The sequence below is a fragment of the Collinsella sp. OF02-10 genome (assembly GCF_003463445.1).
Lineage (GTDB): Bacteria > Actinomycetota > Coriobacteriia > Coriobacteriales > Coriobacteriaceae > Collinsella.
The window spans coordinates 359,029-374,529 of the sequence record NZ_QSCW01000001.1; the positions used below are offsets into that span (position 1 = coordinate 359,029).

Sequence of the window (15,501 nt, forward strand, 5' to 3'; positions counted from 1 at the left end):
GGCTCGCCACCTAAATCGTGCGACGGGCCTCAATGGCGCGTCCAAGCGTAAGCTCGTCGGCATACTCCAGGTCGCCGCCCACGGGCAGACCACTCGCCAGACGCGACACCTCGACGCCCAGCGGCTTGATAGTGCGGGCCAGGTAGCTCGCCGTGGTCTCGCCCTCAATATTGGGGTTGGTGGCGATGATGACCTCGTGGATGTCCTCGTGACCCAAGCGTGCCAGCAGCTCGCGAATGTGCAGCTGCTCGGGGCCAATCTTGTCCATGGGGCTGATCACGCCGCCCAATACGTGGTAGAGACCGTGGTAGCTGCCCGTGCGCTCGATCGCCTGGACGTCGCGCGGCTCGCCCACCACGCAAATGCGAGTGGTGTCGCGCATCGAATCCTGGCAGATGGAGCACTCGTCGGCCGTGGCGTAGTTAAAGCAGCGGCTGCAAAAGTGAACCTCCTGCTTAACCTCCAGGATGGCCTCGGCCAGGCGGCGCGCCTCCTCGGCGTCAGCCTCCAACAGGTAATAGGCGATGCGTTGAGCTGACTTGGGACCAATGCCCGGCAGACGGCCCAGCTCATCGAGCAATTTTTGCAGACTATGGTTGGCACTCATATATATGCGTGTCTTAGAACGGCATGCCCGGGATGTTGAGGCCGCCGGTGATGGCGCCCATCTGCTTGTTGGCGAGCTCGTTGACACCGCGGACGGCCTCGTTGACGGCAGCCATGATCATGTCCTGCAGCATATCGACGTCCTCGGGATCGAGGGCATCGGGGTCGATGGTGAGGTTGACGAGCTCCATCTCGCCGTTAACGGTCACCTTGACCATGCCGCCGCCGGCAGAGGCGTCGACGGTCTGGGACTTAAGGTTTTCCTGCGCGGCGGCAAGCTGCTCCTGCATCTTGCGAGCCTGCTTCATCATTTGCTGCATGTTCATACCGGCCATGATGGCTCCTTTACGTGCGGCCGCGCGACAAGCTGCAAGGGCAGCCGGAGCGCGACGGGACTTTCAAACTCAAAAATCGTACCACGGCGCGGGGCAAGCAAGCGGGGCGGACACGCTACCTCAGTCGATATACATGTCCTTGAGCGTGACGCACGCCCAAGATTATGCAAGGTCGAATTATGCAAGGTTGCATAATTATCTCAAGCTACATCTAGCAGAGCTGGAACCAGGCAGTTTATGCGTAGGGCTACAAGGCTACATGGCAAAATGCCGAGCCGCTGCTCGAGGCGGCACGCATGGCGGCTGGGTATAATTTGATTGTCATAGATGACGATTTGGAGGTGCCCTCGTGAATGTCCCAGCCGTACTCCAAAACATCCGCTCAAAACACCCCGTTGCATATGTGGTTCTCTATCTCTTTGTCGTCTGGGTATTACTGGTTATCATCACCCATGCCATAGCTTTTGGAGCAGAACTGCTGATAGCCAGCTCGGACCAGCCCGTCGTCAAATGGGAGACGACCGATGAATGCACCGACGGAACCCGAACCATTTACTACAACAGCCCGTCCCTCTACCAAGAGTTCAAGGTCAAGATAAAGGACTCCAAGATTGTCGATGCCGAACTGGGCTCTTTATTTACAATCGGAGCAACCGTCAACGCCGAGCAAGTCGAGTACACGGACAGCCATGCGACGTATCGTATCGACCTCAGCATCCTAGGCCGACCGTCACGCGCCTGTCTGCTCGAATGCGATATACGCGGCACCACGTTGCACATGTCCGAAATACAGATGCGCCCGGGCAAGGGGTTCTCTTCTTGAGCAGTATACCCGCCTGCGCAGCTACTCCACCGGCTTGAAGATGGTGGACTGGCCGAAGACGCTGCGGATGAGGGCTTTGGCCTCGTCCTCGGTCTGCGGGATGCTCGGGGCTGCACCCTGATGGCCGAAGGGGCCGCCCGCACCGGAGTTGGACTCCCAGGGAGCTGCAGGAGCGTCCTCCTCTTTGGGGGCAGTTGCAGCGGACTTGGGCGCGGACGCCGCACCCGGCACGTCGAACGGAGGCAGATCGTCCCCACCAGCATCGGCAACAAAACCGCCAACCATGGCGTCGTCGTAGGGCACCTGCTCGGATTCCCACGGCGCGGACTGCGCGACAGGCTGGGCCTTGGGGGCAGCCGAGCGCTCGGGCGCACGGGGTGCGGGCTCGGTCGGGAGCTTACCCGTGGCAGGAGCACCGGCGGGGTTGTCGGAGCGTAGCCAGGGGGCCTTAGCTAGGTCGGATGACTTGGGCGCAGGCGCGGCAGCGGGCTTGGGCGCGGGAGCCGGAGCAGCCGGTTTGGGCACCGGTAGCGGCGCCGACAGGGTCGGTGCCGCTACCGGTGCCGCTTTTGGCTGCGTCGCGCTGGCGCTCGAGGATACAGGGGCCGCCGAGGACACGGGTTGCGGGTCCGCAGATACCGCAGCCCGTGCAGATGGAGAATGCTCCTCATGTTGAGGAGCCGGCGTGCCACCCCCATCCAGGACATAGTCGACGGTACGACGACCGAAGACCGCACTGACTGTCGGCAGGACCACCGACTGCGTGTCGGCGCGTCCGAGCATCTTGATGGCAAAGGTCGAGCCCGCGGGGAACGAGACCGTGAGCTTGGAGCCGTCGTCTGCTGTGGCGCGGGCATTGAGCAAAAGCCCTGCGTAGGAGGCCTGACGAGCCTTGACGCGTTCGACGACCTCGGCCCATTTGCGCTGGAGCTCACCGGCATCCTCGACCGCGGGGGTCTCGGCGGCACCGGCGGCAGCAACCTGGGCGGCGGTGTTGGGCTGGGGCTTAGGTGCCGGAGCGGTGGCAGGCGCGGGGGCCGCAACGGGCTGAGGCGTCGGAGTCGGCGCAGGCTGAGGTGCAGGCGCTGCAGGCTTGGAAGCTGACACGGACGCAGAACGGGACGCAGGCTGGGCAGCCGGAACAGCAGCACCACGGTCCCAAGGCATACCGCCCTGGCGCGCGGACGTAGCAGCGGGGGCAGCGGATGCCGCCGGAGCGGCAGCACGAGCGCCCGAAATGAGCGTCGGCTGTTGGGCAGCAGCGGGTACGGATGCTGCAGGCGCGGCGGCCTGAGCAGCAGCCACGCTCGCTGGCACGGCGCCGTTGGCAACCATGGCCTCCAAGCGAGCCACGCGCTCGGCCAATGCCTCAATCGTTAAATCGGCCTCGGGACGTGCCAGGCACGTGCAGGCGATCTCGAGCACCAGGCGCACGTCGCTCGCGCCCCTCATCTCCAGTGCGGCATCGTCGAGCACCGTCAGCACGCGAGCCAAACGATCGGCAGGATGCTCGCCAAAGGCAGCGGCCTCGGCAGCAAGCGCCTCGGCCTGCTCGGAGCCGCCCTCAAACAGCTCGGCACGGGCACCGGCAACGCAGGCAACGTACACGTCACGCACATGCGCCACCAGGTCGCGCGTCAGTTCCAGCAGATCGTTGCCTTCCTCGACCTGCGCGCGAATAAGCCCATACAGATCGGCGACATCACGATCGGCAATGGCGCGCGCAAACTCGCCCAGAATCTGGTCCGAAACCTCACCTAAAAGCGAGCGGGCATCGTCCGCATGCACGGCGCCGTTGCCAAAAACGCTCAGCTGCTCCAGCGTGGAAAGCGCGTCGCGCATACCGCCCTTGGCATGGCGCGCCACAATGGCGAGTGCCTCGTCGTCGTAATCGAAGCCCTCCTGCTCGCACACGTAGGACAGGCGATGCTCGATATCCTCGTTGCCGATGCGGTGGAAATCGAAGCGCTGGCAGCGCGAGAGGATGGTCTCCAGAATCTTTTGCGGGTCGGTGGTGCACAGCACAAAGATCGCGTGCGCCGGCGGCTCCTCAAGCGTCTTGAGCAGCGCGTTGAACGCCGCCGTCGTGAGCATGTGGACCTCGTCGATGATATAGATCTTGTACTTGCCGCGCACCGGGGCAAAGTTGACGGAGTTGATGATCTCCTCGCGCACGTTGTCCACGCCGGTACGGCTTGCGGCATCGAGCTCGTAGACATCGGGGTGGTTGCCCTCGGCAATGAGCTCGCACTCCTCGCAAGTACCGTCGGGCATGCAGCCGCTTGCACCCTCGGCGCGCGCCGCCTCGGCATTGCGGCACAGCAGCGCCTTGGCCAGAATGCGCGCCATGGTGGTCTTGCCCGTGCCGCGCGGTCCGCAGAACAGGTAGGCGTGGGACAGGCGCCCCTCGGTGATGGCGTGCTCGAGCGTCGAGACGATATGCTGCTGGCCCACCACGGAGTCGAAGGTGAGCGGGCGATACTTTCGGTACAACGATTCCATGGGTGCTCCCCCGGGTATACTGAGTCTTGTTGCCGCGGCGGCCATGCGGTCGCACGGCATACTGCATTCCATAATAACCCGTACGGCGAGTCCGCCGCGATAGGAGTCCAAAGAGCATGGCAGACGCAGAGAGCAACCTCATTCCCTCCGAAGCAGCCGACCAGGTCGAGGTCGCGCTCGAGGCGCAGGCCGCGGCCGATGACGGCATTCTGTACCTCAACGAGTATCAGTACGAAAACGACCTCGTCACCGACTTCGCCCGCCTGGTCGCCTCGCCCAGGCGCCGTGGCTCCCTGTACGTCGCCGCCGCGATTGCCGTGCTCATCGGCATCGGCATGCTGGTAGCCGGTGGCAACTGGATCAAGTTCGGCGTCGTCCTGATCGTGTTCGGTGCTTTTTTGGCCTGGTGGAGCAAAAACCTGCACCACACGCTCGCCCGCGATTTTATCGATGCCGTCGAGGCAGACGAGTCCATGGGCGGCCGCTACCGCCGCGTCGCCGCCAACGAGGACGGCCTGATGGTCTGGGGCAAGAGCGGCAAGTCGCAGTTCTTCCCGTTTGAGAAGCTCGACCACGTGCTCGACGGCGAGCGCATCTTTGTGGCCATGTTCGCCGACCAGGGCGTGACGATCCCCAAGGACACCTTTGTTCGCGGCGATGCCGAGCAGTTTGGCCCCTTCCTCAAGGCGCGCATCAACAAAAAACTCCGCATCGAGACCAAGCGCAAGAAGATGAAGGCAGAAAAGGCCGCTGCCGAAGCAAAACAGGGCGACAAGCCCCAGGAGACCAAGGGCAAGCAGCGCAAGCAGAAGAAGAACAAGAAGAAGCGCTAAGGCCAAGCCAGACAGGCGGCCTCGCATCCCGCTATCCTCCCCATGCACCCAAGCGTGCTACACTGGCAGCAACTATGCCACCGCGAATGGCTCGGCTCCGCGCCCGCCGCTCGCAAACGAACTTTAAACGCACGAGGGTTGGCCATGCCGCTTTTCTCGCAACATACCGCCCGGTTCTCGCCGGACGTTCCTTTGGAGGGCACCAGCTCTCGCGAGCTGCTCAAGCGGTACCAGCCGCTCGAGACGCTTGCGACCGGCGGTTTTGGCTCCATCGAGATCTGCCGCGACACGCACCTGCGCCGCCGCGTCGCCATTAAGCGCATCCCCCTTATCAACGGTGCCGGCATGCCCGCCAGCGACATCATGGATGTCCTGCGCGAGGCGCACACTGCCGCTATGCTTCAACATCCCAATATCGTACAGGTCATCGACTTTACGCATGACACCGCCTACGCCTACCTGGTCATGGAGTATGTCGACGGTATGTCGCTGGCCGAGTTTTTGCATCGCGTGGACGGCCACTCGCTCACCTTTGACGAGGCCGCGGCCATTGCCGATGCCCTGGGCCAGGCGCTCACCTTCGCCCATAGCAATGGCGTACTCCACCTGGACATTAAGCCCGCCAACGTGCTCATCGACCACTCGGGCAATGTAAAGCTCACCGACTTTGGCATGGCGCGACTGTCGTCCGCCGGTGGCTTTGGCGGCTCGCGCGGCGGCACCATCGGCTACATGCCGCCCGAGCAGCTCGATATCGAGACCGGCACGGTCGACGAACGCGCCGATGTCTTTGCCCTTGCCTGCGTTATCTATGAGGGCTTGTGCGGCAGCGCTCCCTTTATGGCGGCCACGCCCGCCGACTCGCTCGACCGCATCATCGGCGGCGCCACCTATCCCAGCGAGCTGATACCACACTTTCCCCCGGGAGCCGAGGCCGCGCTCATGAGCGCGCTCTCCCCCATGCCGCAGGACCGCCCCAACAGCATCGAGGCATTTTGCGACCAACTCCTTGCCGGTCTGGGCAGCGTGCGCGAGGGCCGTCGCAGTCTGGAGCAAATGGTTGGCGAGCTTTCGGATGACGAGCAAGAGCTCGACGATATCGAGCCGTCGTACTACGAGGACGACGCCATCGAGGTCGACCCCGCGCTCGGCTGGGCGGGCACGCGCTGGAGCCATGCGCGCGACTACACCATGCACGCTATCTCGGCGCTAACGTGCGGCACCTTTAGCTTTTTGCTGATGCAAACGGCCGGGGTCGCGGCGCTTCCCGGCCTGGTCATTGCGGCCATCGCGATCGGAGCGGCGGCTGGCCTGGCCCCCCAGATTGGCTCGGCCATCTCGGCTGTGGGCTTTTTGGTGCTCATGGCCAACGCCACCATGCAGGCGCAGGGCATCCTGTCGATGTTGCCCGTCGCGGTGATCTTTGCCGCTGCCATGTCCGGTTGGTGGATCGCCTGGGGTCGCACCGAGGCTGCCGCGAGCGCCGCACTCACCTGCGCGCTTGCGCTTGGCTGTCTGACCGGCAATACCTTCCTGGCAGCTGGGGTCGCCGCCGGCGTCGCGTCATTTTGGCTCGGCCCGGCAAGCGCCGCCGCGGCAACGGGCATGGGCGCGCTTTTTGCCCGTCTGGCCACGGTCGCGCTTTCAGCCGGAGGCGTGCTGGGGCTCGGCAACGTTGCCGCAGCGCTGGAAGACCCGCTCCTTTGGGCTGCCTTTGCGCTGGTCGCGACAACTGCCGCGGCGTCATCTGCGCTGCTCAATGCCCATGCCAAGCGTGCCGATCAGGGCTCAAACCTTGCCGCCATCGCCGCCATCGCTGTCACCGGCATCGGCTGCGCAGCGGCATCCTGTCTTGCACACCATATGGAAATTGCCAGCCTTGCAGCCGCGGTCGCCGCCAAGGCGGCAGTTGCGGGAACCCTATCCTCTATAATCGTTGGGATATGCCTATATTTGCTCGGATACCAAAGAACCTATACGGAGAGTGATCTTTCGTGACCTTCCTGAACATCTTCGAGGACCACGTGGCCGGCATCTTCGGTGCCACCCGTGCCCCGTTCTCCTTTAAGAAGCTTGCCAAGCAGGCCGCTCGCGACATGGAGGATCAGACTCTGGTGATCAATGGCGTCAACACGGCGCCGGCACTCTATACCATCCTGATCGCCGCCGACGACGATCCCATGCTCGCCCCGTTCTACCCCGAGCTTTCGCGCGAGGTCCGCGAGTTTGTGAAGGCGCAGGCCGAAAAGCGCCGTTATGTCTTTGTCGGCGAGCCCCTCGTGCGCTTTATGATCGATCCGCAGCTGCGCGCCGGCAAGTTCTCGGTCTTTGCCGAGAACGTCGATGCCCCCACGCTCGGCCGCCTGTACGAAGAAGAGCGCGCCTATCAAAACGGTCTGGGCCAAAACAACTCCGCGGCAAGCCGTGCCGCCAGCGCCCCGCGCGCCGGCCAGCAGCAGTTTGCTGCCCCGCAGCCGCAGCGCCCCGCCGCCATGCCCCAGCAGCAGCCGACGCCTCGCGCCGCCGCTCCTGACCCGCTTGCCGTAGCAGATCCCTTCGCGTCTAGCGTCCCCGACCCCGCCGCTCCTATCCCGGTGCCGCAGACCGTCTCGCGCGACGCGCTTGCCGGCATGGGCGGAGCCGCCGCGACCGGTGCCGCCGTGGGCCTAGGCGCCGCAGCCGGCATCGCCTCCAACATGGCGAGCACTCGCGCCCCACAGCGCCCGCTCGCCCAGCTCGTCGACGTCGTGAGCGGCGAGAGCCATAGCATCACCTCCGCACAGGTGACTATCGGTCGCGAGCGCTCAGTTTCCGATATTGCCCTGCGCGACCCCAACGTGTCGCGCCGCCACGCCCAGCTCACCTTTACGGGCTCGGATTGGTCGATCGAGGACCTCAATTCCACCAACGGCACGCTCGTCAACAACCGCCGCATTACGCGCTGCCCGCTGCGCAACGGCGATCTGCTGACGTTTGGCCTGAGCACCTTTGAATTTAGGGGATAGTCTCTTATGAACATCGATATCGTCCTTTTTGCAGGCCGCATCGTCCTGGTCGCCCTGCTCTATATCTTCCTGTTCGCCGTCATGAAGACCGGCGTGGGACTTGTGCGCGGGCAGCGTCGCGACTCGGCTATCTGGACGATCGATGTGGACAAGGGTCCGCGCGGTATCCGCGGCATCCACGTAGACATGCTCGGCCCCGTCATCGTCGGTCGCTCGCCATCTTCGGACATCTGCATCAACGAACCGTTCGTCTCGGCCTCGCATGCGCGCTTTTCGCTGCAGGGCCCGGCGCTCATCATCGAGGACCTCAACTCGCTTAACGGCACGCTCGTCAACGGCCGCCAGCTTGTGGAGCCCGCAACGCTGCGCGAGGGCGACGAAGTCCAGATTGGCGACGTGGTCATGAAGGTGAACCGTCGATGATCGACGAGGAGAACAAGTCCGCAACCATGACCGAGGCACCGGCTGCCGCCGTAGCTGCACCGGCCCACGCCGCTCCGGCGGACTCCACACCCGTGGAGCCCGAGGACACCGTGTTCTCCCTGCCTCTTTCGCATGTAACGCATGATATTTCGGATCTCGCCAATAACGAGGGCGAAGAGGATGCCGTAGCGGCGCCCATCGGCGCACATGCTGCGGAACAGCCCACAGCGCCCGAAGCAACCCCGGCGCCGGCTCACTTTGCAGAGCCCGTCGCCGCGGCAATCAACGAGAGCGCTGCGGTGTTTGCGGCACCCGAACCCGCCGCGCCGGCGTTTCCCATAGCCCCGGCATCCGAGGTTGCGCCCGCGTCTACGCCGGCGCCCGAGGCGGGGCCATCCCCCGAGGACGGCCCTGCACCCAAGGCCCCGCAGCCTGCGCCCGCAAGCGAGTCCGATGCCGTGGCCGAGCCCGCCGCCCAGTCGCAAAGCACACCCGCGCCGTCGCACTTTGCGACGCCCGAGCCTATAGACGTCAGCCCGCAAGACGACGAGTCGATCGCCTGCGCGTCCGCAGAGCCCGGCTCCCCGGACACCGACGATTCCGAATCAAACGCCGAGACCGACACCGTCTCTCCCGGTGACACAGCCGAGATCGACGTTGCCGCCGTTGAGGCCAAGCTCAAAGACCCCGGCTCGACCATGAGCTTTGAGCCCCTGACCGAGGAGCGCATCGAGACCGACTCGACCTATGATGCCGGCACCACCACGCAACTCATGTGGGGCGCCCGCTCTGACGTTGGCTGCGTACGCCCGCACAATGAGGATTCCTACCTGGTGCAGTCGCCGCTCTTTTGCGTATGCGACGGCATGGGCGGTCACGCCGCCGGCGAGGTAGCCTCTTCCATCGCCGTCGAGACTATTGCCAAGACGGCCCCGCAGTCCGCCGACGCAGCACGCCTGGCCGCAGCCGTCGAGGCAGCCAACGCCGCCGTAATCGAGGCGGCCCTGAACGGCCTGGGCAAGCCCGGCATGGGCTGCACAGCCACTTGCGCCTATATCGAAAACGACACGCTCGCCATCGCCCACGTGGGTGACTCTCGCGCCTACCTGCTCCACGAGGGCACGCTCATCCGCGTGACCCGCGACCACTCCTACGTGGAGGAGCTCGTGGACGCCGGCGAGATTACGGCAGACGAGGCTCGCGTCCACCCCAACCGCTCGGTCATCACCCGTGCGCTGGGCTCGGACCCCGCCATGTATGCCGACCACTTCACTCTGCATATCGAGGAAGGCGACCGCCTGATCCTTTGCTCTGACGGCCTTTCGAGCATGATTCCTGATAGCGATATCGAGAACATCGCCACGCAGTCCTCAACCGCGCAAATCTGCGTCGACAACCTAGTGGACGCGGCGCTTGCCGCCGGCGGCCACGACAACGTGACCGTAGTAGTCGTTGACCTGGTTGACGATGGCGTTATGCGCGAGGCGCAACGCGTGCGTCGCCGCAACATTACTATCGCCGCCATCCTGGCCCTCGTCTTTGTGCTGGCAGCTGGCATCTGGGCCTACACGGGTGTCACCGGCTCGTACTACCTGGGTACCCACCAGGGCAATGTCGCCGTCTGGCGCGGCCTGCCCGGCAAGCCGCTCGGACTCAAGCTTCACTGGCTCGAAAGCGAAACCAGTATTAAGCTGTCCGACCTGCCCGAAGACACGCAAAACCGCCTCAAGGCGGGCATTCCGCAAACAAGTGTCGACGATGCGCAGGACACGATATCCAAGTACCGCCACCAGATCGACGAGGAGCAGACCCGCCAGGTGATCGACGCGCAAACGATTCGCGACAACACCGATCAGGGATCGACCTCCGAATCAGATTCCGAGAAAACCGCCGAACAGTCCGCCGAGGCCGAAGCCTCCGAAAAGAACTAGAAAGGGAGTGCCGCTTATGAGTCGCCGCAACACCGAGCTGCTCTTGCTCATCGCCTCGGCGTTCCCCGTCATCCTACTGTATGCGATGTACGTCCTCACCGCGGGCGCTGCCATCTCCTTTGAGACGCTCGCCGTACCGATCGGCCTCTTTGCCGCCTTTGCCGCGGCCCACATTGCCGTGCGCATCTTGGCGCCCGGTGCCGACCCCGCTATCCTGCCCATTGTCTTTGTGCTTTCGGGCATCGGCATCACGTTCGTGACGCGTCTCGCCCCCGCTCTCGCCATCTCACAGCTCATCATCCTGTTTGTCTCGGTGGCGCTCATGGTGGGAACGCTCGCGTTGGTTAAGAACCTCGACGTAGTCATGCGCTACAAGTACACCTTTGGCATTATCGGCATCATTCTGCTGATGCTGCCTATCTTTATCGGCACCACGATCTCGGGCTCCAAGCTGTGGATTCGCATCGCGGGCTTTACCATCCAGCCCGGCGAGTTCGCCAAAGTCTTTATCGTGCTGTTCCTGGCAGGGTACCTGGCCGAGAACCGCGAGCTGCTCTCCATCTCCAACCGCAAGATCCTGGGCTTTAAGATCCCTCGCCTGCGACTGCTGCTGCCGCTGTTTGCCGTGTGGGGTGTGTGCCTGCTCGTCGTCGTCTTCGAACGCGACCTGGGTTCTGCCGTGCTGTTCTACACCATCTTCTTGCTGATGCTCTACGTTGCCACGGGGCGCTTTTCGTATGTCGTTATCGGCCTTGCGCTCTTAGCCGTCGGAGCCGTGGGCGCCTACAAGTTCCTGTCTCACGTTCAGGTGCGTTTCCAGGTTTGGGTCGATCCGTTTAAGGACGCCCAGGGCCAGGGCTACCAGATCGTCCAGTCGCTCTTCTCGCTTGCCGATGGCGGTCTGGTCGGTGTTGGCATCGGCAACGGCATGGCCAACAACATCCCTGTCGTCGAGTCCGACTTTATCTTCTCTGCCATCGGCGAGGAGATGGGCCTTTTGGGCGGCGGCGCCGTGCTCATCCTGTTTATGCTCTTTGCCGTGCGTGGCCTCACCACGGCTGCCCGCGCTAAATCCGACCTCGCCGCCTTTAGCGCCACGGGCCTTACGGCCGCCATCAGCTTCCAGGCCTTCTTGATCGTGGGTGGCGTTACCCGCCTGATCCCGCTGACCGGCGTCACCCTGCCCTTTATGAGCCAGGGCGGTTCCTCGCTGCTGGCAAGCTTTATCATCGTCGCGCTCCTGCTGCGCGCCGGTGACGAGGCGACCGGACGCGAGGCAGAGCTTACCGGCACCGGCACTATGGCCGCCATCACCGATGATCAGGTCGCATCTGCCGCCGCCCCGACGGGCACGCGCTTTGCCACCTCGTCTTCCTACGGCAGCGGCAGCCATTCCGTCGGCTCGCGCATGCGCCGTCGCCTGCTCGACACGCCTGAATCCGGTGTGCTCGGCCGCGTTGCGCTCGCCAACCGTCTAACCCGTGCGGTGCTCGCCTTTACGGCGCTGTTCGCCATCCTTATCGGCAACCTCACCTATGTCCAGGTCATCAAGGCCAAGGACTATCAGGACATGCCGACCAACAACCACACCATCGCCCGCTCCAAGTACATCCAGCGCGGCTCCATCATCACGTCCGATGGCGTGACGCTGGCCGAGTCGCTGCAGCAGGAGGACGGCACCTACGTACGCTCCTACCCCAACGGCAACCTGGCAGCGCACGTGGTTGGCTACGTGAGCCAGCAGTATGGCACCACCGCCATCGAGAGCGTCATGAACGACACGCTCACCGGCTCCAAGGATTACTCCAGCTGGAACAACGCCATCGCGTCGCTCGCGGGCCAGACCCAGCCGGGCAACACCGCCAAGCTCACCATCGACTCGCGTATCCAGACGGCGGCCGAGCAGGCGCTCAAGGGCTTTAAGGGCGCTGTAGTGGTCATCGACCCGCGTACCGGCGCGGTGCTCGCATGTGCCAGCTCGCCCACCTACGACAACACCAACATCGACGCCCTGCTGCAGGCTGGCGGCGGCGAGGACGGCTCTATGTACAATCGCGCCATGGACGCGCTGTACACGCCGGGCTCCACGTTTAAGGTCGTTACGCTTTCCGCGGCACTCGAGACCGGCACCGCCAGCCTTACCAGCACCTACCAGGCGCCCGGCTCCATGGACATCGGCAACGCGCCGGTCACCAACTATGCCAACGAGAGCTACGGCACCATCAGCCTGCAGCAGGCCTTTGCCGTGTCTTCCAACGTCGTCTTTGGCCAGGTGGCAAACGAAGTTGGCGCAAACACGCTCGTGCAGTTTGCCAACGCCTTTGGCTACGGCCAAAAGCTCGGCCAAGACCTGACCTCCGCGGCCTCCATCATGGCCGACCCGTCGCTCATGACCGAGTGGGAGACCGCCTGGGCCGGCGCCGGCCAGCCTGTCGGCATGGACCACACGCCCGGGCCGCAGACCACCGTCATGCAAAACGCCGTGATTGCCGCCGCCATCGCTAACAGTGGCGTGGTCATGGACCCGTACTTTGTAGCCCAGGTACTCGCCCCGGACGGAACTGTGGTCAAGACCACGCAGTCCCGCTCGCTGGGTCAGGCCGTCAGCTCCGCCACGGCCGACCAGGTCAAGCAGGCCATGCTCGCCGTCGTCCAGTCCGGTACCGGCACCGATGCCCAGGTCCCCGGCGTCAAGGTCGCCGGCAAGACCGGCTCGGCCGAGACCGGCGGCACCAACGTCAACTCGATGTTCGTTGGCTTTGCACCTTACGATTCACCCACGGTCGCCATCTCGGTGGCCTTGGAGGATTACGACAAACACGACGTCAAGGCGGCCAAGATTGCCGGCATCGTCCTGACCGCGGCGCTCGCCGCACAGGGAGCGTGATGCCCATGATCGAATCGGACACCCGAGGCGCGCCGCGGCCGAAGAGTTAGCGGCAACGCGCCACACGGCCCCAGCGGCCACATCGTAGGTACTACACACATCGTTGAGCGAATAGTTATGTTAGGAGCAGGAATGGAACAGAGGGTCCTCGGGGGAAGATACCTCCTCAAGGATAAGGTGGGGACAGGCGGTATGGCGACCGTCTACCGTGCGCAGGACCAGGTCCTCGACCGCACGGTAGCCGTCAAGATCATGCTGCCGCAGTATGCTGGCGACGCAACCTTCGCCGCACGCTTTAAGCAGGAGGCCCAGGCAGCAGCCGGTCTCTCCTCCCCCTATATCGTGGGCGTCTACGATTGGGGCAAGGACGGCGACACCTATTACATCGTCATGGAGTACCTGCGCGGCACCGACCTTAAGAGCGGCATCAAGAGCCACGGCGCCCTCGACCCCAAGAAGGTCGCCCAGATCGGCTCGCAGATCAGCTCCGCGCTTTCGGTCGCCCACAAGCACGAGATCATCCACCGCGACATTAAGCCGCAGAACATCATGGTGCTGCCCGACGGCAACATCAAGGTGATGGACTTTGGCATCGCGCGCGCCAAGAACAGCCACCTCACGCAAGACAACAACGTGCTGGGAACCGCCCACTACGTCAGCCCCGAGCAGACCCGTGGTCAGGACCTCGGCCCCACCTCGGATATCTACTCGCTGGGCGTCGTGATGTATGAGTGCGCCACCGGCCGCGTTCCCTTTGACGGTGACGACGCTATCTCGGTCGCACTCAAGCAGGTCAACGAGCTGCCTATTCCACCGAGCCAGATCAACTCCGGTGTCGACGCCGACCTTGAGCGCATCATCCTCAAGTGCATGGAGAAGGACCCGGCAAACCGCTTCCAGACCGCCGACGAGCTTCGTCAGGTGCTCAACAGCTACCTGTCGGGCCGTGCCGTAAACATCTCGAAGCCCACACGCATCATCGGTGCCCCCGGTGAGTTGGGCGCCACCAAGACTCGCGAGCTTTCCGATCAGACGCGCGCTATGGTGCGTCCCGTCTCGGGCATGAGCGGCCAGAATACCGCCCGTAGCTCGGTTTCGGGCTCCACCGGCTCCTACGAGGTCGAAAAGCCCAAATCCAACAAGAACAAGATCATCGCCGCCGTGGTGGCAGCCGTTGCCGTCATCGGCATCGTGGTGGCCTTTGCCACAGGACTCTTTGGCGGCGAGCAGGTCACCGTGCCCGATGTGCTGGGCAAGGACCAGCAGACTGCCGTCGAGCAGATCAAGGAAGCCGGCCTCGAGGTCGGCACCATCGACCAAAGCTACAACGACGATATCGACGAGGGCAAGGTCGCCGAGCAGACGCCCAACGGCAAAACCAAGAAGGCCAAGGGCACCAAGGTGAACCTGGTAATCTCCAAGGGCCCCAAGCCCTCCGAGAAGGTTGAGGTTCCCCAGCTTGTCGGCCTGACCAAGGACCAGGCAGAAGCCGCGCTGGCAAGCGTTGGCCTGAAGGGCAACGCCTCCGAGGAGGCCAACGAGGCCGATGAGGGCCAGGTCTTTGAGCAGGGCACCAAACCCGGTAAGGAAGTCGAGAAGGGCACGACCATCTCGTACAAGGTCTCCAGCGGTCCTGACACCACCTCCGTCCCCGATCTGACCGACATGACCGAGGCCCAGGCGCGCAACGCCCTCGATATGGCAGGCTTTGGCGTCGACGTGAGCTACCAGGAGAACGATTCGGTTACCGAGGGCACCGTGATTAGCTGGAACCCCAGCGGCAAGCAGAAGCCTGGCGCCACGATTACCGTCGTCATTGCCAAGAAGTCCGGCAAAGCCAGCGTTCCGGGCAACCTGTACGGCAAGAGCATCTCCGCCGCCGTTACCGCGCTCAACAACGCCGGGTTCTACAACATCGCATTCTGCGATCAGAACGGTAACCCCGTGAGCGGCAACGAAAACGCCACCGTTACGGGCGTCTCCCCCACCGGCAAGCAGTCTACCGACAGCACGATTACGCTGACGGTCGCACTTTCTGGCTCGGGTTCGGGTTCGGGCTCGGGCACGGGCGACGATTCCGGTACGGTCAACTAGTCGCCACCCCACCGCCCATTACGGCTCTCGCCGCAAACATATTCACTCACAGGCGCCCGCCT

General features: G+C 63.8%; 11 protein-coding genes. 8 read left to right on the plus strand and 3 right to left on the minus strand.

Annotated features, from left to right (window positions below; genetic code table 11):
- Window positions 1-10: 10 nt before the first annotated feature.
- Both recR and DXA43_RS01535 read right to left on the minus strand, forming a co-directional pair.
- The gene (gene recR, locus DXA43_RS01530) at window positions 11-607 is read right to left on the minus strand and encodes a recombination mediator RecR (RefSeq protein WP_089573257.1); all 597 of its coding nucleotides are present in this window, start codon (window positions 605-607) and stop codon (window positions 11-13) included.
- A 13-nt stretch (window positions 608-620) separates the two neighbouring features.
- On the minus strand, window positions 621-941 hold the full coding sequence (locus DXA43_RS01535; protein ID WP_006235174.1) for a YbaB/EbfC family nucleoid-associated protein: 321 nt from the start codon (window positions 939-941) through the stop codon (window positions 621-623).
- Between the two features lie 349 nt (window positions 942-1,290).
- On the opposite strand from DXA43_RS01535, the gene DXA43_RS01540 reads away from it, so the two are divergent.
- Complete coding sequence (locus DXA43_RS01540; protein ID WP_117648547.1) at window positions 1,291-1,764, plus strand: hypothetical protein; 474 nt, start codon at window positions 1,291-1,293, stop codon at window positions 1,762-1,764.
- 21 nt (window positions 1,765-1,785) lie between these two features.
- On the opposite strand, the gene dnaX is transcribed toward DXA43_RS01540, so the two are convergent.
- Window positions 1,786-4,266, minus strand: coding sequence for a DNA polymerase III subunit gamma/tau (gene dnaX, locus DXA43_RS01545; protein ID WP_158564922.1), 2,481 nt, complete (start codon window positions 4,264-4,266; stop codon window positions 1,786-1,788).
- Window positions 4,267-4,382: 116 nt separating this feature from the next.
- Between dnaX and DXA43_RS01550 the strand changes: the two genes are divergently transcribed.
- The 7 genes from DXA43_RS01550 to pknB all read left to right on the plus strand — a co-directional run bounded on the left by DXA43_RS01550 (window position 4,383) and on the right by pknB (window position 15,439).
- Window positions 4,383-5,099, plus strand: coding sequence for a hypothetical protein (locus DXA43_RS01550; protein ID WP_117806063.1), 717 nt, complete (start codon window positions 4,383-4,385; stop codon window positions 5,097-5,099).
- 144 nt (window positions 5,100-5,243) lie between these two features.
- Window positions 5,244-7,097 (plus strand): serine/threonine-protein kinase, encoded by a 1,854-nt coding sequence (locus tag DXA43_RS01555; protein ID WP_158564923.1) that lies wholly within the window; start codon window positions 5,244-5,246, stop codon window positions 7,095-7,097.
- Window positions 7,094-8,104, plus strand: a complete 1,011-nt coding sequence (locus DXA43_RS01560; protein ID WP_117806065.1) for an FhaA domain-containing protein — start codon at window positions 7,094-7,096, stop codon at window positions 8,102-8,104. Before DXA43_RS01555 ends, DXA43_RS01560 begins: the two co-directional genes overlap by 4 nt.
- 6 nt (window positions 8,105-8,110) lie before the next feature.
- Window positions 8,111-8,527: an FHA domain-containing protein gene (locus DXA43_RS01565; protein ID WP_006235180.1), complete on the plus strand. Its 417-nt coding sequence runs from the start codon at window positions 8,111-8,113 to the stop codon at window positions 8,525-8,527.
- Window positions 8,524-10,458 (plus strand): Stp1/IreP family PP2C-type Ser/Thr phosphatase, encoded by a 1,935-nt coding sequence (locus DXA43_RS01570; protein WP_117806066.1) that lies wholly within the window; start codon window positions 8,524-8,526, stop codon window positions 10,456-10,458. The genes DXA43_RS01565 and DXA43_RS01570 overlap by 4 nt, the downstream gene beginning before the upstream one ends.
- Before the next feature lie 16 nt (window positions 10,459-10,474).
- The gene (locus DXA43_RS01575; RefSeq protein WP_117773735.1) at window positions 10,475-13,345 is read left to right on the plus strand and encodes an FtsW/RodA/SpoVE family cell cycle protein; all 2,871 of its coding nucleotides are present in this window, start codon (window positions 10,475-10,477) and stop codon (window positions 13,343-13,345) included.
- A 132-nt stretch (window positions 13,346-13,477) separates the two neighbouring features.
- A complete protein-coding gene (gene pknB, locus DXA43_RS01580) occupies window positions 13,478-15,439 on the plus strand; it encodes a Stk1 family PASTA domain-containing Ser/Thr kinase (RefSeq protein WP_117806067.1) in 1,962 nt (653 codons plus the stop codon).
- Window positions 15,440-15,501 lie beyond the last annotated feature (62 nt).

Coding starts and splice junctions, on each gene's coding strand:
- pknB (WP_117806067.1), top strand. CDS start 13,478: ATGGAACAGAGGGTCCTCGGGGGAAGATACCTCCTCAAGGATAAGGTG.
- dnaX (WP_158564922.1), bottom strand. CDS start 4,266: ATGGAATCGTTGTACCGAAAGTATCGCCCGCTCACCTTCGACTCCGTG.
- DXA43_RS01570 (WP_117806066.1), top strand. CDS start 8,524: ATGATCGACGAGGAGAACAAGTCCGCAACCATGACCGAGGCACCGGCT.
- recR (WP_089573257.1), bottom strand. CDS start 607: ATGAGTGCCAACCATAGTCTGCAAAAATTGCTCGATGAGCTGGGCCGT.
- DXA43_RS01565 (WP_006235180.1), top strand. CDS start 8,111: ATGAACATCGATATCGTCCTTTTTGCAGGCCGCATCGTCCTGGTCGCC.
- DXA43_RS01555 (WP_158564923.1), top strand. CDS start 5,244: ATGCCGCTTTTCTCGCAACATACCGCCCGGTTCTCGCCGGACGTTCCT.
- DXA43_RS01550 (WP_117806063.1), top strand. CDS start 4,383: ATGGCAGACGCAGAGAGCAACCTCATTCCCTCCGAAGCAGCCGACCAG.
- DXA43_RS01535 (WP_006235174.1), bottom strand. CDS start 941: ATGGCCGGTATGAACATGCAGCAAATGATGAAGCAGGCTCGCAAGATG.
- DXA43_RS01575 (WP_117773735.1), top strand. CDS start 10,475: ATGAGTCGCCGCAACACCGAGCTGCTCTTGCTCATCGCCTCGGCGTTC.